This is a genomic window from Rhabdobacter roseus (assembly GCF_014202275.1).
Taxonomy (GTDB): domain Bacteria; phylum Bacteroidota; class Bacteroidia; order Cytophagales; family Spirosomataceae; genus Rhabdobacter; species Rhabdobacter roseus.
Window position 1 is genome coordinate 225,007 of the sequence record NZ_JACHGF010000003.1, and the last position, 22,377, is coordinate 247,383.

The 22,377-nt window shown below is 57.6% G+C and carries 16 protein-coding genes; 4 read left to right on the forward strand and 12 right to left on the reverse strand.

The features are described 5' to 3' along the window. Positions 1-60 precede the first annotated feature (60 nt). The 12 genes from HNQ92_RS10870 to HNQ92_RS10925 form a co-directional block, all read right to left on the reverse strand. Positions 61-723 carry an RNA polymerase sigma factor gene (locus HNQ92_RS10870; RefSeq protein WP_184174049.1) on the reverse strand — a complete coding sequence of 221 codons (663 nt, stop codon included), beginning with the start codon at positions 721-723 and terminating at the stop codon, positions 61-63. A 227-nt stretch (positions 724-950) separates the two neighbouring features. Beyond that, positions 951-2,738: a right-handed parallel beta-helix repeat-containing protein gene (locus tag HNQ92_RS10875; RefSeq protein ID WP_184174050.1), complete on the reverse strand. Its 1,788-nt coding sequence runs from the start codon at positions 2,736-2,738 to the stop codon at positions 951-953. Between the two features lie 35 nt (positions 2,739-2,773). Continuing rightward, the gene (locus tag HNQ92_RS10880; RefSeq protein WP_184174051.1) at positions 2,774-4,348 is read right to left on the reverse strand and encodes a sodium:solute symporter family transporter; all 1,575 of its coding nucleotides are present in this window, start codon (positions 4,346-4,348) and stop codon (positions 2,774-2,776) included. An 18-nt stretch (positions 4,349-4,366) separates the two neighbouring features. Then, positions 4,367-5,842: an FAD-dependent oxidoreductase gene (locus HNQ92_RS10885; RefSeq protein ID WP_184174052.1), complete on the reverse strand. Its 1,476-nt coding sequence runs from the start codon at positions 5,840-5,842 to the stop codon at positions 4,367-4,369. 14 nt (positions 5,843-5,856) lie between these two features. After that, positions 5,857-6,585, reverse strand: a complete 729-nt coding sequence (locus tag HNQ92_RS10890) for an SDR family oxidoreductase (protein WP_184174053.1) — start codon at positions 6,583-6,585, stop codon at positions 5,857-5,859. A gap of 39 nt (positions 6,586-6,624) precedes the next feature. Continuing rightward, on the reverse strand, positions 6,625-8,070 hold the full coding sequence (locus tag HNQ92_RS10895) for a sulfatase family protein (RefSeq protein WP_184174054.1): 1,446 nt from the start codon (positions 8,068-8,070) through the stop codon (positions 6,625-6,627). Positions 8,071-8,114: 44 nt separating this feature from the next. After that, complete coding sequence (locus HNQ92_RS10900) at positions 8,115-9,587, reverse strand: RagB/SusD family nutrient uptake outer membrane protein (protein ID WP_184174055.1); 1,473 nt, start codon at positions 9,585-9,587, stop codon at positions 8,115-8,117. Positions 9,588-9,613: 26 nt separating this feature from the next. Further along, on the reverse strand, positions 9,614-12,799 hold the full coding sequence (locus tag HNQ92_RS10905) for a SusC/RagA family TonB-linked outer membrane protein (protein WP_184174056.1): 3,186 nt from the start codon (positions 12,797-12,799) through the stop codon (positions 9,614-9,616). A gap of 240 nt (positions 12,800-13,039) precedes the next feature. Then, complete coding sequence (locus tag HNQ92_RS10910) at positions 13,040-13,855, reverse strand: IclR family transcriptional regulator (RefSeq protein ID WP_184174057.1); 816 nt, start codon at positions 13,853-13,855, stop codon at positions 13,040-13,042. A gap of 216 nt (positions 13,856-14,071) precedes the next feature. Beyond that, positions 14,072-15,721, reverse strand: a complete 1,650-nt coding sequence (locus HNQ92_RS10915; protein WP_184174058.1) for a UxaA family hydrolase — start codon at positions 15,719-15,721, stop codon at positions 14,072-14,074. A 194-nt stretch (positions 15,722-15,915) separates the two neighbouring features. Further along, complete coding sequence (locus HNQ92_RS10920; protein WP_184174059.1) at positions 15,916-17,118, reverse strand: hemolysin family protein; 1,203 nt, start codon at positions 17,116-17,118, stop codon at positions 15,916-15,918. After that, the gene (locus tag HNQ92_RS10925; RefSeq protein WP_184174060.1) at positions 17,115-17,363 is read right to left on the reverse strand and encodes a hypothetical protein; all 249 of its coding nucleotides are present in this window, start codon (positions 17,361-17,363) and stop codon (positions 17,115-17,117) included. Before HNQ92_RS10925 ends, HNQ92_RS10920 begins: the two co-directional genes overlap by 4 nt. Before the next feature lie 217 nt (positions 17,364-17,580). Here HNQ92_RS10925 and fbaA point away from each other — a divergent pair, with 217 nt between their 5' ends. From fbaA to HNQ92_RS10945, 4 genes are all read left to right on the forward strand, one after another. Beyond that, positions 17,581-18,663, forward strand: a complete 1,083-nt coding sequence (gene fbaA, locus HNQ92_RS10930; protein WP_184174061.1) for a class II fructose-bisphosphate aldolase — start codon at positions 17,581-17,583, stop codon at positions 18,661-18,663. Between the two features lie 209 nt (positions 18,664-18,872). After that, on the forward strand, positions 18,873-20,018 hold the full coding sequence (locus HNQ92_RS10935) for a Gfo/Idh/MocA family protein (protein WP_184174062.1): 1,146 nt from the start codon (positions 18,873-18,875) through the stop codon (positions 20,016-20,018). A 298-nt stretch (positions 20,019-20,316) separates the two neighbouring features. Beyond that, positions 20,317-21,465, forward strand: coding sequence for an AI-2E family transporter (locus HNQ92_RS10940; protein WP_184174063.1), 1,149 nt, complete (start codon positions 20,317-20,319; stop codon positions 21,463-21,465). Positions 21,466-21,527: 62 nt separating this feature from the next. Next, positions 21,528-22,352 (forward strand): ion transporter, encoded by an 825-nt coding sequence (locus HNQ92_RS10945; protein ID WP_184174064.1) that lies wholly within the window; start codon positions 21,528-21,530, stop codon positions 22,350-22,352. Positions 22,353-22,377: the final 25 nt, after the last annotated feature.

The following is a 22,377-nucleotide window of genomic DNA, read 5'->3' on the forward strand; positions in this document are numbered from 1 at the left end:
GTGTAGTTTTGAAAAAGACAAGTAACCCGATTCGGGCACTTACACGGCAGGTACTTATTTTTAATGTAGTAGCAGTAAAGCCAGCAGTGCCGAAAGGAGCCATTTATCTTGAATCAACTGCCGAATGGCCTTTCGGGCCCGGTATACCTGTACCTCCACCGTGCGCACCGAAATCTGTAGTTCCTGCGCAATTTCTTTCAACGCTTTACCTTCAAAATGGAAAAGCAGGTAGATCCGCCGCCGCTGAATCGGCAGGGTATTGATCGCCTTCTCGACGTCCTGGTAGAGCTCGTCGTACTGCGTGATGGCGTCGGGCTGCTGCGCCTCCGGAATGGGCGACTCGTAGTTTTCGTCCAAAGGGGCATTCCGGCTCAGCTCCCACCGAATGTAGTTGTAGCCTTTGTTCCGAATGGTTTTGAACAGGTAGGCGCGGTAGGAAGTGGTGATTTGCTGGAAGATATTTTTGGAATAAAACTGGTAAAAAACGTCCGACACCAGGTCTTCGGCTATCTCACGGGAGCCCACAAACTTGACGGCATGGGTACATAGCGGCTGGTAGTAACGCTTATACAACAGCTCCACGCCCCGCTCGGGATCTTCCTCCAGGGTACGTCTTATGAATAGCTCGTCGTCGTCGGCCAGCTTCGGCTTCTCTGCGCCCATATCCGTTTTGTGAAGGAATGTTTCGTCCGTTTTTCGATAAAAGGAAGAAGCCTGTACCATGCCTATGATAGGGTAAATTTATTCTGATAATATTTTTATTTTCTCCTTAGGCTAGGACAAGTACCTTTCCGCATAGTACTTACAGTAAAAATTCTTTTTTTCTTATTTAACCCAAAAAAAGTTAAAAAAGCCTGTCGGCAGGCCATGAAGGTACCCCGACTAGCCATTGCAGCCGGGGTACTTCGGGACGGCAGGTACTTAGGTAGACGTAAAAAGCCGGGCCGACCCTACTGAGGCCCGTACTTTTCGGGATGGGCGGGAGCCCCCAACGGCACGTTGATGTGCCAGGCATAGCGGTTTACCTGGTTGGACTTGATGATCTGCTGCTCGGTTTGCTCACCCCCATTTCCGTGAATACGCATGGTAGACGAAATAATCTTGTGGAGCTTGATGGGATACGCCTCCCGGGGGTTGGTCAGGTTCTGGAAGTAGTTGCGAGCCAGCTCGATGTTGGCCCCGCCTTCGTCTACGTAAATGCCCGCGTTGATGGTGTACCCACCGCCGATGTTATGAATCCAGTTGTCCAGGACGCGGGTACCGGGCTGGTTGCCCACCAGGTAGATACCGGCTCCATCGCTGAGGTACTTCATGCCGTCGCGGACCTCGTTCCAGGCTATGAGGTTGTGGTGGCAGTTGGTCTGCAGCGTATCCCAGCGCCAGCCGATGCTCATGCCGGAGTAGGGGAAATCTTCCAGGAGGTTGTGAAGTACCTCGTTATGGTGCGCGTACCCGATCCAGATTCCCACGGAGCCCTGGTCGGTGGTGGCAAAATTGCGCAGGTGGTTGTTCCGAATCACGTTGTGGTGGCTTACCTCGCGCGGGTTCGCAAAATCCTTGTGCAGCGGGTGCCCATCGCCCACAAAGGACTCGCGGTAGCCTACCTGAATCACGTTGGCTCCCACATCCTCGAAGCTATTTTTCTCAATCAGGTTGTACGAACTACCTACCCCCAGCGTCACAGCGCCTTCGCCCAACCCCTCGAAGCGGCAGCCTCGGATCTGGCTGTGTTCGACCCAGCGCAGCATCAGCGCCGCCACGGGCGCGTACACCGGGCTTTCGCGGGTAGTACCCCAGTAGCCCGCCTGAATGCCTTTGCGGCCGATGGGCGTCAGTGCCCAGTCGGTACCCGTAAAGCGGATTCCCTGGAGGGTAATACGCTGTAGAGGCGCGTCCTCCTGCCCTTCCAGCACCAGCAACGTGGACGCTACCGGGTACTCAATCGTTTTCGAAGCCGGATTCGTTTTCGATACCAGGTACAGCTCTTGGCGTAGCGAATCGAGAAACCACTCGTTTTCGATGTCGGCAAAGAGCAGGGCGTTTTCAAAGTGCGCACGGTCGATGTTCTCGATTTTCCGCGAGCTGGCTTCCGGGCCGGGGTAATCGGCGGTAAGTACGGTCTGGGAAGGGATGTCGAAGCGGGCAATTTTTTGCCGCACGTAGTGCCAAAAACCCGTGATGTGCAGCTCCGCTCCCGCCACCTTCGCTAAGTCCGACGGCAGCTTGCCCGTAAAGACCAGCCGGTGTTGGTCTACCTGTACGGTATCGGGTTCCAGCCAGGTACCTTCGTTGGGAAAGCGGGCGCGGATTGCCCTTTTTCCGTCAATAAAGAGCTGGTTAAAGTACCCCTTGACGGGTACTTTCCAAAGGCCCGGCTCGACCGACTGCCACGTTCCCTGCACCGTACGGTTGCCCGAAAGTACCACGGCCTCGTCGGCCTGCGCGCTGATCGTGAGCTTGTTTTGCGGGCCCAACCCAAGCCTACTATCGACCCGGATGGGTTCAGAGACGGCATAGGTACCTCCGCGCAGGATGATCCGGTACTCGGCCGTGGGTTGTTTTTTCTCCCGGCGAAGCGCATCCAGCGCTTTCTCGAGCGTACGAAAGGGCCGCTGGGTACTTAGTCCGGTCTGGCTGTCTTTGCCCTGAGGCGATACGTACCAGGTTTTCTGGGCCGGACTCAGGGTACTTTGCAAGATCAATACGAGCCCAAGGATGGGTACTTGAAGGAAGTTCATGGGGGTACTTGGGGTTTAGCGAGTCAAAAAAAGTCTTAATTGAAATACACGTAAAGCGAGATCATGACCAGCGCCAGCAGCGCCCAGCCCAGCCATACGTCCTTGCTTTCGGAGGGCGTATAGCCAGCCCTCTGGTAGGCCTGGGGCAAGGTGGGAAAGCCCGCCTCTTCCGGTGCCGGAGCCGTGAGCAGCGACACGACGATCATAAACAGCAGCAGCGCAATGAACAAGAAAAAGGAGATCAGCAGAAAATGCGGATAAAATGCCCGGGAAGGATAGTGCGACAGGTACCCCAGCCCGATCAGCAGCGAGGGGATGTTGCCCAGCGCCAGGGTATAAAAGGCCGCTTGGCCCGTCGCTCTTTTCCAGAATACCCCCGTGAGAAACACCACCGTGAGGGAGGGCGCCAGAAAGGAAAAAATCGAGTTGACAATTTCAAACAAACTCAACCCCACGATGGCGCTCTGCCCAAAGGCAATGAGCATGGCCAGCGCGCACAAACCGCCCATGCTCCAGCGCCCCACGCGTACCGATTGCTCGGGCGATAGGTCGGGATTGACGTGTTTTTTGTAAATATCCAGGGTAAAAACGGTGCTGCCCGAGTTGAACATGGACGTAATGGTACTGATCAGGGCCGCCACCAGGGCCGAAATCACCAGCCCGATGAGCCCGTGCGGCAGGTAGTTGACTACCATCGTCATGAAGGCTTCGTCGGGGTGCTTCAGGTCGGGGTGCAGGGCCGCGCACAAAATGCCCGGCAGCAGAAAAATAACCGGGATAAGTACCTTCAGGTAGCTGGCAAAAAGTACCCCCCGCTGGCCCTCGCGCAGGTTCTTCCCCCCCAGCGCATTCTGAACGATGGTCTGGTTGGCGCACCAGTACCACACGCCCATGACGGGGTACCCCAGCACGATGGCGTACCAGGGATAGGAGGCGTCGGAAGCGGGCCGAAACAAATGCCAGTGGCTGGCGGGTACCTGGCTCCACAACGCACCCCACCCGCCTACCTCTCGAAAACCCACCACCGTAAGGATACCACAGGCCCCAATCATCAGCAGCGACTGAAAGGAGTCGGTGAGTGCCACGGCCTTGAGCCCGCCCATGACCGTAAAGCTGACCGCCAGCAGCGCCACCAGCACGATACAGCCCGTGATGGGCCAGCCCGTGATCTGGCTCACGAGCAGCGAACCCGCAAAAAGGACCGACCCGGCCCCGATGCTGATCTGGATAAAGATGATCCAGGACAGGACGTTCCGGCTGCGCTCGCCAAACCGGTGCCGAATGAACTCCGGCATGGTGGTGATGCGCAAACCGGCGTAGTAGGGCAAGAAAAACATCGCCAGCAGCAAGATGAATACCCACGCCAGCCACTCGAAGTTGCTGGCCACCATGCCGTAGGCAAAGGCCAGGCCGCAGTTGCTGATCATGGCCATGGGGCTGATGTTAGTACCAAAAATGGATAGCCCGATGGTCTTCCAGCCCAGGCTGCGCCCGGCCAGAAACAGATCCTGCTGCGCTTCTTTTTTTCGGCTTACCCAAATACCTAAGCCCGCCAGGGCCAGGATGTAGAGCGCAATGACCGTATAATCTAAAGGAGTGAGGTAGTTCATGGGTAAATAAGAAAAGGGCTAAGTACCTTCATTTTCCTCGGCCAGGTACTGAAGCAATTCGGCTTTGAGCGGGTGGTGCAGCTGGACGTGCTGCGCTTCCAGTTGGGCTCTAAGTACCTGGTAGTCTAGCTCATCCCAGGTACTTAGCCCCGCCTCAAGCGCCACAAAAACGGCCGTCCCGGCCGCCTGGCCCAGTTGCATCATGGTTCGGGAAAGCCGACAGCTCGACGCCGCCAGGGAGCTCAGGCTCGCGCCCCGGGAGGCGATGAGCAGATTCTGAAAGCCCCGCGGAATCAGGCAGCGGAAAGGTACCCCGTAGGGCTCGGCTAGCTCCACGCAGCCCGCCCGGCCCGTGGAGTTGCCGTGCGTGTCCATGGGGTGATCTACCAGTGTGATGAGGTCCGGATGCGCTTGCCCCGAAAGCCCCGCCCGCACGTCGTGCTCGGTCAGGACGTACTCGCCCAAGATCCGGGTCGATTCCCGTACACCCAGTGCCTCGGCCTCGGCGATGCGCGTGTAGCGCTGAAACCGCGGAAAGGTACTTTGCAGGTAGTGCCAATGGGCCAGCGTCCGGCGGCGGCACTCTTCCCGCACGGTATCGGGGTCCCAGGTCCGGAAAGTACCCCCGTCCATGGTAGGGAGCATATTGACGTTAAAATCGCCGTTGGGGTACTGCACAAAGCTCGTGAGCGGAAAGCACTCGCTCCACCAGCAGTCGGCCGGGATCCCCGCCGGTAGCGGATCTACGGCGGCCAAAGAGCGGGGCGCAATCCTAAATATCAGCGACACGCCGTTGACCTTCGGCGTAGGTACTTCGGGGGCACTGGGCTCGTCGAACCGGCTGCGGGGCTCCTGCCCGTAGAGCGTCTGAGCCCCTACGGCCTGGCACAAAAAACCGCTTTCGGTGGCATCGATGAAGTACCTGGCCCGCGCTTCGGTGCCGTCGGAGAGCCGCAGCGCCTCCACCCGGCCGCCGCGCTCCGTGGCGCTCGTAAAGGAAACCCCCGTACGAACCTCCACGGTAGGTAGTTCGGCCAGCAGGGTTTCCACTACCTGCTGATAGGCCGCGGGCTCGAAAGGTACCCCGTGCCAATGCCGCCGCACAAAGGCTTCGTCGGCCGCCAGCGACTCCGCCCCGTGCCGCCGCAGCGTGTCCAGGTAGGTTAGCGCGGGGTTGATCGTGAGCCAGGCCCCCGCCGGAAAGGTACTTCGGCCCGAGGCATCCGGCCAGGCGCAGTGCTCACTGAACTCGTAGATCCCCACGGCCTCGGGTAGTTGCTTGAGCCTTTTATAAATAGTAAAAGGAATACCCGTACCGCCCACCCCCATCTCCCACACCGATACGCCACCCAGGGCGGCGTTGCCCCCCAGGCGCGGCGCTTTTTCCAGCAAAAGTACCCTAAGCCCCAGCCTACCCGCCGCCAGGGCCGCCCCGATGCCGCCACTACCCGCACCTACCACCACGACCTCGTACGTATTGGCTGCTTCACTCATACATTCAATAGGAATTAGTAAGGAACAATTTCCTGAATAAGGGGTAATAACGTAAGCTCGGGCACCACCAGGTGCGCCGGGAGCGTACAAATATCTACCACGACCCGCCCCATGTCCTGCGGACTAATGGCCTGGGCGGCGATACTTTCTTCAAAAGAAGGAATATGGGAGCTCTCCTGAAAGCCCGTGGCGCCCCAGGAAGGTACCAGCACGGTAGCCCGCACGTGGTGGGGGCGCAGCTCGACGTACAGCGACTTCGAAAATTGGTTCAGCCCAGCTTTGGCCGCCGCGTAGATCCCCCAGCCTTCCCAAGCCTGGACCGCACAAACCGACGACACCGAAATAATAGTACCGCTGCGCTGCGCCTGCATCACCTTGGCCGCCCGCTTACTTCCCAAAATCGCCGCCACCAGGTTGACCTGAATGCTCTGCACAATGTCCTCGTCGGACTGCTCGCTGATGGGGCTAATGGCGATCCCGCCCCCCGCGTTATTGACCAGGATGTCCAGGCGGCCCGATTCGGCCAGCACCGTAGCAAACACCCGGTCCCAGTCGGCGGGGCTGGTGGCGTCAGCTACCAAGGCTTTGGCACCGATTTCCTCGGCTACGTCGAAGAGTTTTTCGGCCCGACGCGCCGTGATCCATACGGTACATCCTTCCGCCAGCAGCGCCTGCGCTATTCCTTTTCCAAATCCCTCGGAACCTCCCGTAACAATCGCTACGGCCTTTTCTAGTTTTTTCATTCAGCGAATTAAGTAATATAACAAATAATTAAATAGGTACTATTTACGTCCCGGCCAGGGGTAATCATTTTTACCCACCGAAGCATCGACGGGCCCGGCCGGAAGCGTTTTGTGCCAGTCCAGGAGGTACTTCATCAGTCGTTGGGTTACTTTGGGCTCTTCGGCCGCCCGGTTACGTAGCTCGGAGGGGTCTTGCCGGAGATGATACAGTTCCACCCGGCTGCGGTCGGGATTCATGAGCAACTTCCAGTCCTGATCCCGGATGGCCAGCTGCGGGCTGCGGTCGAGCACGTGGCCCGGAATAGCGTAACGCCACTCCCAGCACAGGGGCCGTCGGCGCGGCGTGGGTTTGCCAAGCCAGGCCGCCGACAGGTCCTCCCCGTCGATGGCGAGGGTACTTGGCTGAGAAACCCCGCAGAGGCGCAGCACCGAGGGCAACAGATCCACGCCGCTGACTACGGTGGTGGAGTCGATGGTACCTGCGGGTACTTTGCCGCTCCATTTTACAATAAAAGGTACCCGAATACCGCCTTCGTACAGGCTGCGCTTCCGCCCCCGAAAGGGGCCGTTACTGCCCGCCGCGCTGTGCGCGGCGTTTTCTACCGCCATGTCCTCAGGACCATTATCACTGGAAAAAATAAGGATGGTATTCTCATATACCCCCAGCTGTACCAGGCGGTCGATCAGCCGACCGATCTGCCGGTCCATCTCGGTCATGGCGGCAAAGTACACCTGCGGCGCGCCGTAGAAAGGAATCTCGGCCTGGTAGTGCTTGCGGGCGTAGGGTTTGGCGGAGGCCCCGTTCTCAAATTCCCGGAGCTGCTCCTCCGAAGGAGCCAGCACGGCGTGCGGATCGACCAGCCACATGTTTACGTAGAAAGGCCGGGCTGGGTGGTGTTTTTCAATAAAACCCAGCGCTTCGTCTACGACCATTCCCGTAGCCCGGGGGCGATTGGCCGGTGCCCAAAGGTCGAAGTCGGCGGTATCGCGACTGGTGTTGGTGATGAAATACTCGTTGCCGTAGCTACCGGGCAGGGGCGCGTCCGGGCTGTGCCCCAGGTGCCACTTCCCGATTTGCGCCGTAGCGTAGCCCGCCTGCCGCAGCAATCCGGGGAGCGTCGGCAAGGACGGATTCAGGTAGTTGGCCATGCCGCGTTGCTGGTTGGCCTCGGGCGTAGCCAAATGACCGTGGATACTGTCGCGCGCCGGGTAGCGCCCCGTCAGGAAGGCCGCCCGGCTGGGCGAGCATACCGAGCCGTTGACGTAAAACTCCGTAAACAGCCGCCCTTCGCGCGCCAGGCGGTCGATCGCGGGCGTTTTGAAGCGCCGGTTCCCGTAGCAACCGGCGTCGCCCCAGCCCATGTCATCGGCCAGGATAAAAATGACATTGGGCCGAGGTACCTTGGAGGGTTGTGCTTCTACCTGATACGTACCCACTAAAAGTACCCAAAGCAAGTACCTGGTTATTAGTTTATAACTACCCATCCTTTTTCTTATCAATGAGGCTCTACCCACCTTACTCTCGTTTATTAATTATAACCGGGGTTTTGCGTCAGGTTCGGATTGGCCTGGGTTTCCAGCAACGGAATCGGGAACAGTCGGTGCAGCGGCTCCGCCGGTTTCCCGCTACTTTGCAGTACTTGCACAAACCGGCCCGTCCGGAGCAAATCCCAGCGGTGGTGCCCCTCAAAAGCCAGCTCCATACGCCGTTCTTCCCACACCGCCTCCCGGAATTGCGCCTGGGTAAGGCCCGCCAGGTTGGGCAGAGCCGCCAGCTCGGCCGGTTCGTCGGTCCCGTTGGCGTTGGCATCGCGAGCGCGCTTACGGACCAGATTCACCGCCTCGTAAGCCGCCGCCGTGGGACCGTTGAGCTCGTTTTCGGCTTCGGCAAATAGCAGCAGTACATCGGCGTAGCGAAGTACGATCCAGTTGGCGTCGCCGCCCTGCGCCTGCCCAAAGGTAGGATCCCAGTACTTCATCGGGGCCGGTCCGGCCTGGGCCTTGCCGCGGGCGGTGATCTCGGGGTAATGCGGGCTCGGAAAGGAGTCGACCATCGTGATGTGCTTGCGGTAGTGGTCGGGGAAGGCATTGTAAAAAGACCGCTGGGCGGCAATGGCCGTACCGGCAATGGCTCCGTTGAGGAGAATATTGGGATTTCGCGAGGCAAACTGCGACGTGAACGCGCTGCCCCCACCCCGCGCATTGCCCGACTTAAACTGAACCGAGAAAATGTGCTCGCGGCCGTTTTCGTTTTGTATCCGAAATACATTCCTAAAATCAGGAAATAAGCTATACCGGTTCGACTGCATCACTTCCTGGGCTTTGTCGCGCGCGCCCGGCCAGTTTTGCCGCGTCAGGTAGACCTTGGCCAGCAGCGCCCGGGCGCCCCCCTGCGTAGCCCGGCCCAGCTCCGCATTGGCGTAGGTAGCGGGAAGTACCCCTTCGGCGGCCCGTAAATCTTCCTCGATGAGGCTGTAAATGGCTCCGCTCTCAGCGCGGGGTAGTCGGTTGTTGGCGTCGTCGAGGGTTGGCTCGGTGATCAAGGGTACATCCCCGAAGCCCTGCACCAGGTTGAAGTAAAATAAGGCCCTCAGGAAACGTACCTCGCCCAGGTACCTGGCTTTGAGGGTTTCGTCCATCGCAATGGCCGGAATCGCGGCCAGGGCCACGTTGGCGTAGTTGATGCCCCGGTACATGACCGTCCAGAAATCCCGAAAGACGGGGTCGGCCGGGGAGTACTGCATGGCGTCCAGGCCGCCGGTTAGCTCCCCGCGGTTGGCGATTTCGGTCGATACGTCCCCAAAGTACCAGCCGTTGCTGTTGTAGTAGCCCGTCATAGCCGAGTACACGGCGTTCACCCCCGCCACGGCGTCGGCGGGAGTACGGAAGAAATTATCACCGCTGATCTGCGACAAGGGTTTTTCGTCCAAGAACTGCTCGCAGCCCCAGGTACCTACCAGGGCGCTCAGCACGAGGGCGGATTTATACAGGAATCTTTTCATGATTAACTTGTTTGCGTGATCAAGTACTAAAAACCGATTTGTACGCCCAGCCGGTACGTTTTGGCCAGCGGATAGGCGTTCATATCGACGCCGAACACGGTGTTGTTATTCCCCATGGAGCTTACTTCCGGGTTGTAGCCCGAGTACTTGGTCAGCGTCAGGAGGTTTTCGGCGGCGGCGTACACCCGCGCTCTTTTCAGGAATGCGCCGGGTGCCAGGGGTACATTGTACCCCAGCGTGAGGTTGCGAAGCCGAACGAACGAGCCGTCTTCGATGTAGTTGGAGCTCACCCGGTTGGGGAAAGTACCCTCCCGGCCGTCGGGGCGGTCGATCTTGGCGATGCGGTTGCTGGTTCCGGGGCCGTCCCAGGCTTCTTTGTAAATGGCCAGGCCGTTCTTGCCGTTGATCTGCGTCGTGAGGTCGATCAGGTTCAGGTTCAGCACGTCATTGCCCTGGGTACCGTTGACAAAAATACTCAGGTCAAAACCCTTGAAGGAAAGCGTATTGTTGATCCCAAATTCGTACTTGGGATGCGGATTACCCACCACGGTTTCGTCTAAGCCTTCCTGAAAAACGCCGTTTCCGTCAACGTCACGGTAGTTTTCAAAACCGGGGCCCACGTTGCTGTTGTTGGCCATGTGCCCGGCTCTAAATTCCTCCTGGGTTTGCCAGAGGCCGTCAAAAATATTCCCCCAAAATACCCCGATGGGCTGTCCCTCCATGATGACGGTCCCCGCGCCGCCGTTGCGCTGAATGAGGTAGCTGCTGATGGTGGACCCAAAAAAGCGGTCGGCGTCGGCCAGCTTAAGTACCTTGTTACGGTTAAAGGAAATATTGGCGGCCAGATTCCACTTCAGGGCCTGGTCGGCGATGATGGCATTGAGCCCCAGCTCCAACCCTTTGTTGCGCACGCTCCCGATGTTCATCAGGGAAGAGGTGTACCCGCCCTGCCGCGGAATGGCCACGTTGAAGAGCAGGTCACGCGTGACTTTGTAGTAGTAGTCGGCTACGAGGCTCAGCCGGTTGTTGAACAGGCCCAGGTCTACGCCCGCGTCCCACTGGTCGGTACTTTCCCACTTCATGTTTTCGTTGACCAGCGCCCCGGGCACGATCGTCGTCACGAAGTTGTTGCCAAAGGCATACGGACTTCCCAGCCCAAAGGTCTGTACGTTTTGGTAGAGCGGAATTTCCTGATTACCCGTACGGCCGTAGCTGGTTCGTACTTTCAAATCGCTCAGCCAGCGGTTTTCGCGCAGGAATTTTTCCTGGCTCACGCGCCAGGCTACGGCGGCCGACGGGAAGAAGCCGTAGCGGTTGTTTTGCCCAAAGCGGCTGGAGCCGTCGTAGCGGGCCGAGGCCGTGAAGAGGTACTTGCCGGCGTAGTCGTAGTTGACCCGCCCCAAAAACGAAACCAGCGACCAGCGGAAGGCGTCCGAAGCCGGAAACTGCGGCGAACTACCCAGCCCCAGGTTTTCGTAGCCTAGGATGTCGGTAAAGAAATTCTGGCTGATGGCCGTCACGCTCGACGTGCGTTCGCGCTGCACGCTGAAGCCCGCCAGGGCGTTGAAGGTATGGCGCTCGGCCAAGGTTTTGTGGTAGGTGAGGGTATTTTCATTGACCCAGTTAAAAACCTGGTTGACCGCCACGCGACCGGTGCCGCCCACGCCCCGCGATATAACGAAGTCGGAGGGAATGTAGGCATTGAGCCGTACGTGCGAAATATCGGCCCCCAGGCTCACCTTCGCCACCAGGCTCTCCCCGATCCGGTACTGCGCAAAAAGGTTGCCAAGTACCCGGCTGTTGGTTTTATTGTTCTTCATCCGCTCGGCCGTCTCGACCGGGTTCTGGGTTTGGGGACTGGCGAAAATACCCGTGGTGTTGAAGAGCTTCTCCTGGGAAGAATACGAGCCGTCGGGCTGCCGGACGGGTAGCGTAGGTACCATGTGCATGGCCGCGTAGAGGATACCGCCCTGGTCGTGGCCGGTGGTGCTGTGGGGCACGGCGTCGTCTTCGATGAAGCTCGCAATGAGGCTCGTCCCTACCTTGAAGCGGTCGTTGGCGTCGTGCTCCAGATTGATCCCCGCGGTACCTTTCCGAAAGCGGGAATTGATGATGATTCCCTGCTGATCGAAGTAGTTGCCCGAAATCGAAAAGCGCGTTTTTTCGCTACCGCCGCTCAGCGACAGGTTGTGGCTCTGGATGGGGGCCGTCCGGAAAATGGCATCCTGCCAGTCGGTACCCGCATCCATGGCGGCAATCTGCTCGGGCGTGTAGGCGCGGCTCAGCAGGCTGCCGTTGCGGAAGCGCGCCCAGAACAGGCGGTCGAGCTCGGCCCAATCGGGGGCGTTGAGCAGGTCCAGCTTTTTGGAGATTTGCTGCACGCCCACGTAAGTATCGTAGTTAATCTGCGTTTGGCCCGCTTTGCCTTTCTTGGTGGTCACGATCACGACGCCGTTGGCCCCGCGCGCCCCGTAAATGGCCGTGGCTGAGGCATCCTTCAGTACGGTGATCGACTCGATGTCGTTGGGGTTGATAAAAGCCAGCGGACTGGTACCCTGGTTATTACCGAAGGCATTGCCCGCCCCGATGTTGCCGGTACCCGAGCCGCTGTTGATCGGAAAGCCATCGATGACGTACAGCGGGTCGTTGCCGTACTGGATCGAGTTACTACCTCTGATCCGTACGCGGGGATTGGCCCCCGGCGCGCCGCTCGTCTGCGAAACCTGGACGCCGGGTACCCTACCCTGCAAGCCTTCCTGCAACGTAGCCACCGGTAGCTGCGTAATTTCCTCGCTGCTTATGCTGGCCACCGCGCCCGTCAGGTCCGACTTGCGCTGTACGCCGTAGCCCACCACCACGACTTCTTCCAGCGTTTTCTGGTCTTCGGCCAGCCTTACGTTCAGGGTGGTTTGATTACCCACGGGGATTTCCTGCTTCTCGTATCCCAAAAAACTAAAGACTAAGATGGCCCCCGGCTCCGTAACCGTAAGCTGGTAGTTGCCATCGGCATCGGTGGTCGTCCCCGTCAGGGTACCTTTTACCAGTACGTTTACGCCCGGCAGCGGCGTGTTGGTGCCCGCGTCCGTCACCTTTCCCTGCACCAGCTGAAAAGGTACTTGCTCTCTTGCCCTGGCCGCGGCCTGCCCACCCGATAATCCGAGCAGCCAGGCCAGCAGTACCGTGCATTTTGCTAAAGTAGCGGCTTTTTTCATTGTTCTATATTTGGTTTAGTATTTCAAATATAGAACGTAAATTTTTCAGACCCTAGATTTATTACATTTTTTTTACAAAATCTAGCACATTATAAGGCAGAGAAGATTCTCAAGGGTACTTGCAGCACTTATTACTGCTCGGGAAAGCATAAAAAAAGCGAATGCAACGACCGGCGTTGCATTCGCTTTTTTAAGAAAAATCGCTTTTAAACCAAGGTACCTACCAAGTACCCCTGGGGCTCAGGTGGTGTAGTACCCCAGGCGCTGCGAAATGCGGCGGGCGTGCTCTTGAATGGTATGCCCGATGGCTTCAAAGGAACTGGCAGGCAGGCGGTCGGCCGGACCGGTGATCCAGATGGCAGCCACGGGGTACCCATTCCGGTCGAAGACGGGCGCGCCCACGCAGTGCATGGCATCAACTTCTTCGCCAAAATCGACGGCATACCCTTTCTCTTTGATCGTTTGGAGCGCCTCATAGAAATCACTCAGGTTGGTGATGGTATGGTCCGTGTAACGCTTGAAGTCCATTTTTTCACAAATCTTCTTTTGGATGTCCTGCGGCAGGAAGGCCAGCATGGCTTTGCTGGGCACGGCGGTATGCATGGGAAAGCGGGTACCTACGTCGACCCAGAATTTGAACGAATGCAGGCCCGGTACCTGATCCAGCACAATGCCCTCGTCGTTCAGAATCACCCCGATCAGCACGGTTTCGCGCAGGGTATCGCGCAGGCTCCGCATCACATCCAGCGATTTTTCCACCAGGTTTTGATCACTCACGGCGGCGTAGCCCAGCGACAGGAGCTTGCCGGAAAGCGTGAAGGCCTTGGAGCTTTCGTCGCGGGCCAGGTACCCAAAATTCAGCAGCGTAGTAGCGATCCGGAACGTACTGTTCTTAGGGATCTGGAGCAGGTTGCTGATTTCGGTAATGCCCAGGCCCGCCGGATGCTGCGCCAACAGCTCCATCAATTGCAGCGCTCGCTCCAGGTTGGGTACGTGGTACTTGGAAGATTCGTCGCCGTCTTTTTTTACGTCTTCGAGCGAATGGGCTTCGGACATGGTTGCGGGTGGTTAGGTACTTTTTAGAACGGGTGAAAATAGTACTTTTTGTGCAATAAGCGCAAAAGTACTATTCTGGCCGCGGGCAGGTGGAAGGTACCTTTTACAGCAAAGTACCCCACCGGGTACTTCCAGCGGGGTACTTTGGGTTTTCCAAAAATGAAAATCAAATGGACTCGGGAGGTACTTTGAAAGTACCCCTCAGCGCCCGAAGTACTACAACGACACGCCGCGCTTCCAGGGGATGAAGTCGTCCTGACCATTCTTGACGGCCAGCGCTTCTACCTCGCCGCTTGCCACGGCGATCAGGTGCTCGAGCATGGCGTCGCCCGCCTGCTCGATGGTCTGGGTACCTTCAATGATCGTGCCCGTGTTGATGTCGATGATGTCGGGCATTTTCTGGCTCAGGATCGTGTTGCTGGATACTTTCAGGACCGGCGCGATGGGGTTGCCCGTGGGGGTACCCAGTCCCGTGGTGAACAGCACCACGTTGGCTCCGGCGGCTACCTCGGCGGTGGTCGACTCCACGTCGTTGCCGGGGGTGCAGAGCAGCGTCAGGCCGGGCTTAGTGGCTTTTTCGGGGTAGTCGAGTACGTCTACCACCGGCGAAGTACCTCCCTTTTTGGCCGCCCCGGCCGACTTGATGGCGTCGGTGATGAGGCCGTCCTTGATGTTGCCGGGCGAGGGGTTCATGTCAAAACCCGAACCCACAGCCAGCGCGCGGGCGTTGTAGGTCGTCATGAGCTCCGAGAAGCGCTGCGCCGTAGCTTCGTCCACGCAGCGGTCGGACAGCTCCTGCTCCACGCCGCAGAGCTCGGGAAATTCGGAGAGAATCACTTTCGCTCCCAGCGTCACCAGCACGTCGGAGACGTACCCCAGCGTAGGGTTGGCCGAAATCCCCGAGAAACCGTCGGAGCCGCCGCACTCCAGCCCCAGGCAGAGCTGGCTCAGCGGCGCGGGCTGGCGCGTGAGCTCATTGGCCGCGGCCAGCCCGGCCAGGGTTTTCCTGAGGGCTTCGTCCATGAGGGCTTCCTCGGTACCCAGCGCCTGTTGCTCCAGAATGAACAGCGGCCGGTCGAAGCCCGGTACGCGTTTCTCGATTTCCTCGCGCAGCATACTCACCTGCGCGTTCTGGCAGCCCAGGCTCAGCACCGTAGCCCCGGCCACGTTGGGGTGGGTAATGTACCCGGCCAGCAGTCCGCACAGCGCCTGGGCGTCCTGGCGGGTACCGCCGCAGCCACCCGCATGGGTCAGGAACTTGATGCCGTCTACGTTGGGGAATACCCGGCTGGCGAGGGTTTCTACGCCCAGCTCGGGCAGGGTAGCTACCGCCAGGTCATGTCCGCTTGTCCCCTGCCGGATCAGCGACAGCAGGTGCTCGGCTTTGCGCAGGTACGGGTCGCGCTTGCTGTAGCCCAGGGTATTGACGAGCGCGTCGCGCAGTACTTCGACGTTCCGGTTTTCACAAAACACCATGGGTACCACCACCCAGTAGTTGGCCGTGCCCACACTGCCGTCGGCGCGGTGGTAGCCCCGAAAGGTACGTCCCTGCCACCGGCTCACGTCGGGCTTTTGCCAGTCGGTTTTTCGGGTACCTACCGCAAACGAGTTGGTGGCGTGCTTGAGGTTAAAAACGTGCAGCAGTCCGCCCTTCGGAATGGCGCTTTGGGCCTTCCCCACCAGTACCCCGTACATGTACACGGAGTCGCCGGGAGCCAGGTCGTGCTCGGCAAATTTGTGCTTGGCCGCGACGTCGTCCTGCAACGTGAACTCCTGACCGTCCAGGCGCACGGTTTCATCCTTCTTAAGATCCCGAAGCGCTACGATGGCGTTGTCGTCGGGATGAATTTTCAAAATACTTGCCATGAACTTTCTAGAAACGATTCAGCTAATTATGATGGTAAATGCTTTGGGTAGTTTTGTTAAGCGTAAAGACGGCAAAGGGTACCTGCTACCCTGCCCCGTGGGGTACTTCCCGGCCCCGTATCTGTTCTGTTCGGGAAAATACCTGGTGATACAAGTACGCGTTCAGCGCCAAAAAGTACCTCTGCGGGGGTACTTTAGGCATCATTTTCTTTTTCCATGATCGAAAGCCGCACCAGCTCAATGCGGGTATCCTGCATCGAAATCACTTTGAATACGTAGGGAGGTACCTGAATCACCTCATTGACCTTGGGTAAATCTTCGTGCGTATGAATGAGCAGGCCCGCCAGGGTGTCGTAGTCGCCTTCGGGTAGATTCCACTCGTACTTATCGTTGAGGTAGTCTATTTCGTGGCGGGCACTCAGCAGGTAGGTATGTTCGTCGAGCTGGCGTTCGGTCCAGTCTTCGGTGGAGTCGTATTCGTCCTGGATTTCACCAAAAATCTGCTCCACCACGTCCTCCACACTCACCAGGCCCGAAGTACCTCCAAACTCATCCACGACCAGCGCCAGGCTCTTGCGCTCCTCCAGGAAGCGCAGCATGAGGTCGGAGGCGGGCATGGCTTCGGGTACGATCAGGATGGGCGTCACGATGGCGCTTATCTCCTTGGGTTTGCGAAACAAGGCCAGCGAGTGGCAGTAGCCTACTACCTCATCGACGGAGTCGCGGTAGACCACGATCTTGGAATGCCCGCTGCTGATGAAGGCCTGGCGGAGGTCTTCGATGGTGTCATCCAGGCTGACGGCCGAAATCTCGGTACGGGGAATCATGCAGTCGCGGATGCGCACATCTTTGAAATCCAGGGCGTTGATAAACATCCGCTCCTCAATGCTGTGATCCTCAAAGTCGGGATCATCGGCCGACTCCGTCTCTTCCCGAATGGTACTGGCTCCGGCATGTTTCTTCATGAGTAAGGGCTCCATGAGCCAGTAGAGCGGGGTGAGCAGCCACTCGGCCAGGCGCACCGGAAACCGTTGCAGATCCACCAGCGCCGGGTAGCGGCGGCCCAGGCTAAGCCAGGAAAGGTACAGCGAGCCCCAGGCCAGGGCGGCTACGGCAAACAAAGCCGCCAGCGCTACTACCTCGCCCACCGCCACGGAGCCCCGCAGAAAGGGGTACCCCGCCCACACCAGCGCGTAGCAGCCCAGCGCCAGCACCAGCAGCCGGGCCATGCGCAGGATGCGACGCCAGTAAAGTACCCGCTCCATGGCCTCTACTTCTTCGGGCAGGGCCCGCAAGCCTCCGGGCAACGTACCATCCACCAGCACAGCCCGCACGGCTCCGTAATAGCCCGCCAGTACAAAAAGAAAAAAAGAAGCAACCAAGGCTTGAAAGATCATTTGCGGCGGGTACGTTTGGGTGGTGGGTTTTTTCTGGGCGCAGCCGGGGAGGTGGGTTTGTGGCCCGAGCCCGGCAGCAGAGGTACTTTGAGGCGGTAGTACTGAAAAGACAGCAGGAATATCAGGCAGAGCAGCAGCAGCCAGTAGCTTTCGGCCAGGCTGGTGCGGCGGAACTCAAGGATCCAAAGTACCAGAAAACCAATGGCACTAGCCAGTAGCAACGTTTTTATAAGTTTGGGACTCATCGGTATAGACAAAATAACGAGAAGACGAACGGCCTTCTTTGGTCTCAAAGATAGGCAGATTGCCGCAAACTAGGTACTTCCAGGCCGATGCCGCTAATATCGCCGCCGTATTTCCCCCATTTTCAGCTAAAATACCTAACTTGCCGGGGAAAGTCAACGTTTGGCCCTGGGCCAGATTTTATAATAAATAATTTCTTGAAATAATCTTTTTTTTACCATGAGCGAAACCATGATCCGCTTTAAGCCCGGGGTAGTTACCGGCGAGGGAGTCAGTGAAATCTTCCGGCACGCCAACGAAAATAACTACGCCTTACCCGCCGTCAACGTGGTAGGTACCAACTCCGTCAACGCCGTATTAGAAACCGCCCGCGCGGTCAATAGCCCCGTTATTGTTCAGTTTTCTAACGGAGGTGCCAGCTTCTACGCCGGCAAAAGCCTTTCCAACGACGGCCAGAAAGCGGCCATCGCGGGGGGTATTTCGGGAGCCATGCACGTACACCAGATGGCCGCGCTGTACGGTGTACCGGTGATTTTGCACACCGACCACTGCGCCAAAAAGCTCCTGCCCTGGATCGACGGACTGCTGGAAGCCGGTGAGAAGTACTACGAGGAGCACGGCATTCCGCTGTACAGCTCGCACATGCTGGATCTTTCGGAGGAATCGCTGGAGGAAAACATCGAGATTTCGTGCAAGTACTTCGAGCGCATGGCCAAAATGGGCATGACGCTGGAGATCGAATTGGGTGTAACCGGCGGTGAAGAAGACGGCGTGGACAACACCGACATTGACAGCTCCAAGCTTTATACCCAACCCGAAGAGGTGGCTTACGCTTACGAGCAGCTTTCTAAAATCTCGCCTAATTTCACCGTGGCGGCCGCTTTTGGCAACGTACACGGCGTATACAAGCCCGGCAACGTGAAGCTGGAGCCGAAGATCCTGCACAATTCGCAGCAGTACATCCAGGAGAAATTCGGCACCGATCCGCTCCCGGTCAACTTCGTGTTCCACGGAGGCTCGGGCTCCTCGCGCGAGGAAATCCGGGAGGCCATCGAGTACGGAGCCATCAAAATGAACATCGATACCGACATGCAGTGGTCTACCTGGGAAGGACTGCTTAAGTACTACCAAGCCAAGGAGGCCTACCTGCAAACGCAGCTCGGCAACCCTGAAGGCCCCGACTCGCCCAACAAAAAATACTACGACCCGCGCGTATGGCTGCGCAAAGGCGAAGAAAGCATGGTAGCGCGCCTGAAGGCCGCTTTCGAAGATCTGAATTGCATCAACCGGTTGGTCGTATAAGCGCGAAGTACCTATTCCAACCTTTCTTACCAAAAGACGACTCGCACGAGTCGTCTTTTTTTGTGGAAGCTTCGCGCTGGCTCGGAGGTTAGTTTTCAGGTACCTCCATCCCTTTTTCTCCAGTTCTGCAGCTAATCCGAGTCTTCATTGGCACTGTTTTTTAAGCGACTTTCCCTTTTTCATCACAAACGTAAAACGGGAAATGAACTATGGATACGTACCAAAGACGCCAATTTCTGCACCATATGGGCCAGGCTGCCCTCTTGCTACCGGGCCTCAGTTTGCTTTCGCTGGATGAGGTCGCCGCCGAGCATGCCTTAACCCTGCCCGGATCGGAGACGGACCTTCGCCGCCAGGACGGCAAAAAGCTGGGCGTAGCCTTGGTAGGTTTGGGCAAATACAGCGCCGAAGAGTTGGCCCCGGCGCTCAAGGAAACCCAGCGCTGCCGCCTGGCGGGCATCGTGACGGGTACCCGCGAGAAAGCGGATAAATGGAAGCAGCGCTACTCCATCCCCGACCAAAACGTATACAACTACGAAAATTTTGACGAGATTAAGAACAACCCCGACATCGACATTGTGTACGTGGTACTTCCCAACTCCATGCACGCCGAGTATACCATCCGGGCGGCCAAAGCGGGCAAGCACGTAATTTGTGAAAAACCCATGGCCGTAACCGTGAAGGAAGGCGAAGAAATGATCAAGGCCTGTCGGGAGGCCAACCGGATGCTGTCCATTGGCTACCGGCTGCACTTCGAGCCGCACCATCTGAGCTTCATGGAGTTTGCCAAAAAGAAAACTTATGGGCCCATTAAAAAAGTCATTGCCGACGACGGGATGGACATTGACCCGAACGTATGGCGGCTGGAAAAACGGCTGGCGGGCGGCGGGCCGCTCATGGACGTAGGGATTTACTGCGTGCAGGCGGCCCTGTACAGTACCGGCGAACTACCCGTTTCGGTGACGGCCCAGGAGGGCAAAAAAACGGACATGGAACGCTTCAAAGAGGTGGAGCAGTCGATGGACTGGCAGCTGCAATTTCCCAGCGGAGCCGTGGCCCACTGCCGCACCAGCTACGCCGAAGACATGAACAAGCTGCGCGTGGAGGCCCAAAAAGGTTGGTACGAGCTCGACCCCGCCTACCCCTACTCGGGCATCAAGGGAAAAACCAGCCAGGGCGACATGGGGCTGAAAAACGTCAGCCAGCAGGCCCGCCAAATGGACGATTTCGCCGACTGTATTATCAACAAGAAAAAAACCAGGGTACCTGGCGAGATGGGCCTGCGGGACGTCAAGATATTGCTGGCTACCTACGAAGCCGCCCGAACGGGCAAAAAAGTACCCTTGAAGTTTTAGCATGGAGAGACACCAGGTTAAGGGCGAAATCAGCTCTTTTCAAGTACCCAGACCCAATAGACTCCGCAGCCGACCGCGCTGCGGAGTCTATTGGGCACCTTTTTCTAATCATCCGGCACGATTCTTTAGGTAGCAGTACTTACGCGGGCGGGTACATGGGAGCGGCTACCAGAGGCGGCATTGTATTTCGCCTTTACGTACGTATACAAACGAAGTTAAAGCAAACAAGTACCTCCCAAAGTACCTTTCCTGCTACTTCACCTGCTTATTTCTTTACTACTACTATACAAGCCCAAGCATGTTTGCTAATTTACTCCGTACCCTTGAAAACGTTGCCTCATCAAAGCCCAACCAAGTACCTGCCGAAGCAGCCCCCAAAGTAGCTGTCCGGCCCGAAACCTTGCCCACAGCCACCCCAAATCCGGCCCCTACCCACCGGAGCTTTGCCCAAAAAATAGCCACGGCCACGGGCATTGTAATCCTGTTTGTATTGCTGATGATTTTTTTGTGGGCCAGCCGCCCCATCCTCATGCTGGGCTTTGGCTGTATTTTGTTTGCCGTGATTCTGCGCGCCATGGCCCGGCTCCTGCGAAAACGCATCCCGCAGATCCCCACCCAATGGGCCGTGGGGCTGGCCACCGTCCTGCTGATCGGGCTGCTGGTCGCCTTCTTTATCTACGCGGCCCCTACCATTTCCAGTGAGTTTGCCAGCCTAACCGAACAAATCCCCGAGGCGCTTCAGAAGGTAGAAAGTACCCTCAACGAAAGTCGCCTGGGCCGCATTGTGCTCGAAAATATCCAGGCCCTCCAAGGCAGCGGCAGCTTTAGCCAGCTAACGGGCATCGTGGGCGGTGTTTTGGGGGCCATTACGCATACCGTGGTAATCATCGTGGGCGGTCTTTTTTTGGCGCTCAACCCCAGGTTATACGTCAATGGGCTCCTCAAACTCTTCCCGATTTCGTCCCGTAAACGGGGCTTTGAGGTGATCTGCCAGGTGATCACCAAGCTGGAAGGCTGGCTGTTGGGCCAGTTTATCGCCATGCTCAGCGTGGGAGTACTTACCTGGATCGGCCTGGAAATCCTGGGGGTACCCCTGGCCTTGATCCTGGGCGTTATTATTTTCATCTTTGATTTTGTCCCCTTCATTGGCCCGTTCCTGGGAGCTATTCCGGGTATTCTGGTGGCTTTTTCTTACGATCCCAGCTTGGTACTTTACGTGGGGCTGGTATACCTGGTGGTGCAAAACATCGAGAGCTACCTGGTGGTACCGCTCGTGCAACAAAAAACCATTGCCGTGCCGCCGGTGTTACTGATGCTGGTGGCCCTGTTGGGAGGCGTGCTGCTGGGCATTCCCGGCACGATCATCGCCACGCCCGCCCTGGTGGTAGTGATGACACTGGTGAAGGAAATTTACATCAAGGATATATTAAAAGACCCTCATGCCTAGCTTTAGGTAGGTACCACGCCGCCCCAGGTACTTTACGCTTTTACTTACCTCCTGCCTAACCCATGACCGTAGCTCCCGTTTCTGTACGCAAAAAATTATTCACCGTTATTTTTGGTACCGATACCCGCTCGGGTCGGCGCTTCGACATCATCCTGCTGGTCTTGATCCTGATCAGCATTCTGTCCGTTTGCCTCGAGAGTGTCCCCAGCCTTCGCGACCGCTTCGGCTCCTTTTTCTTATCGCTGGAGATCTTCTTCACCGCCATTTTTACGATCGAATATTTGCTGCGTATCTACTCCCACCCCAAGCCCCTGCGCTACCTCATCAGTTTTTACGGCATCATTGATCTTATTTCCATCCTGCCTACCTACTTTCTGTTTTTTGTGAGCGGGCACTACCTCATTACCATCCGTACGCTGCGGCTGCTGCGGGTGTTCCGAATCCTGAAGCTCAGCAATTTTGTGCACCACGCCGAAATGCTCGAAACCGCCCTGATAGCCAGCGCCCAGAAGATCATCATCTTCATGTCGACCATCGTGAGCCTGGTGTTGATCATCGGTACCATCATGTACGTTACCGAAGGCGAAGAGCATGGGTTTACCAGCATTCCTACCAGTATTTACTGGGCCGTGGTGACGATCACGACCGTGGGCTACGGCGACCTCACCCCCCAAACTACCCTGGGGCAATTTTTCTCGACCATCGTGATGATCATCGGCTACGCCATCATTGCAGTACCTACGGGCATCGTGACGGTAGAGCTCTCCCGAACTGCCCTCAAGCACGACACCAAAATCCGGCCTTGCCCCCACTGCGGACAAGAAATGCACATGAGTGCCAACTACTGTAGCCACTGCGGTAAGGAGTTGGAAAAAGTAGAAGACTAAAGTACCCTTAGCAGGCAAGTACCGC

Coding starts and splice junctions, on each gene's coding strand:
- HNQ92_RS10870 (WP_184174049.1), bottom strand. CDS start 723: ATGGTACAGGCTTCTTCCTTTTATCGAAAAACGGACGAAACATTCCTT.
- HNQ92_RS10875 (WP_184174050.1), bottom strand. CDS start 2,738: ATGAACTTCCTTCAAGTACCCATCCTTGGGCTCGTATTGATCTTGCAA.
- HNQ92_RS10880 (WP_184174051.1), bottom strand. CDS start 4,348: ATGAACTACCTCACTCCTTTAGATTATACGGTCATTGCGCTCTACATC.
- HNQ92_RS10885 (WP_184174052.1), bottom strand. CDS start 5,842: ATGAGTGAAGCAGCCAATACGTACGAGGTCGTGGTGGTAGGTGCGGGT.
- HNQ92_RS10890 (WP_184174053.1), bottom strand. CDS start 6,585: ATGAAAAAACTAGAAAAGGCCGTAGCGATTGTTACGGGAGGTTCCGAG.
- HNQ92_RS10895 (WP_184174054.1), bottom strand. CDS start 8,070: ATGGGTAGTTATAAACTAATAACCAGGTACTTGCTTTGGGTACTTTTA.
- HNQ92_RS10900 (WP_184174055.1), bottom strand. CDS start 9,587: ATGAAAAGATTCCTGTATAAATCCGCCCTCGTGCTGAGCGCCCTGGTA.
- HNQ92_RS10905 (WP_184174056.1), bottom strand. CDS start 12,799: ATGAAAAAAGCCGCTACTTTAGCAAAATGCACGGTACTGCTGGCCTGG.
- HNQ92_RS10910 (WP_184174057.1), bottom strand. CDS start 13,855: ATGTCCGAAGCCCATTCGCTCGAAGACGTAAAAAAAGACGGCGACGAA.
- HNQ92_RS10915 (WP_184174058.1), bottom strand. CDS start 15,721: ATGGCAAGTATTTTGAAAATTCATCCCGACGACAACGCCATCGTAGCG.
- HNQ92_RS10920 (WP_184174059.1), bottom strand. CDS start 17,118: ATGATCTTTCAAGCCTTGGTTGCTTCTTTTTTTCTTTTTGTACTGGCG.
- HNQ92_RS10925 (WP_184174060.1), bottom strand. CDS start 17,363: ATGAGTCCCAAACTTATAAAAACGTTGCTACTGGCTAGTGCCATTGGT.
- fbaA (WP_184174061.1), top strand. CDS start 17,581: ATGAGCGAAACCATGATCCGCTTTAAGCCCGGGGTAGTTACCGGCGAG.
- HNQ92_RS10935 (WP_184174062.1), top strand. CDS start 18,873: ATGGATACGTACCAAAGACGCCAATTTCTGCACCATATGGGCCAGGCT.
- HNQ92_RS10940 (WP_184174063.1), top strand. CDS start 20,317: ATGTTTGCTAATTTACTCCGTACCCTTGAAAACGTTGCCTCATCAAAG.
- HNQ92_RS10945 (WP_184174064.1), top strand. CDS start 21,528: ATGACCGTAGCTCCCGTTTCTGTACGCAAAAAATTATTCACCGTTATT.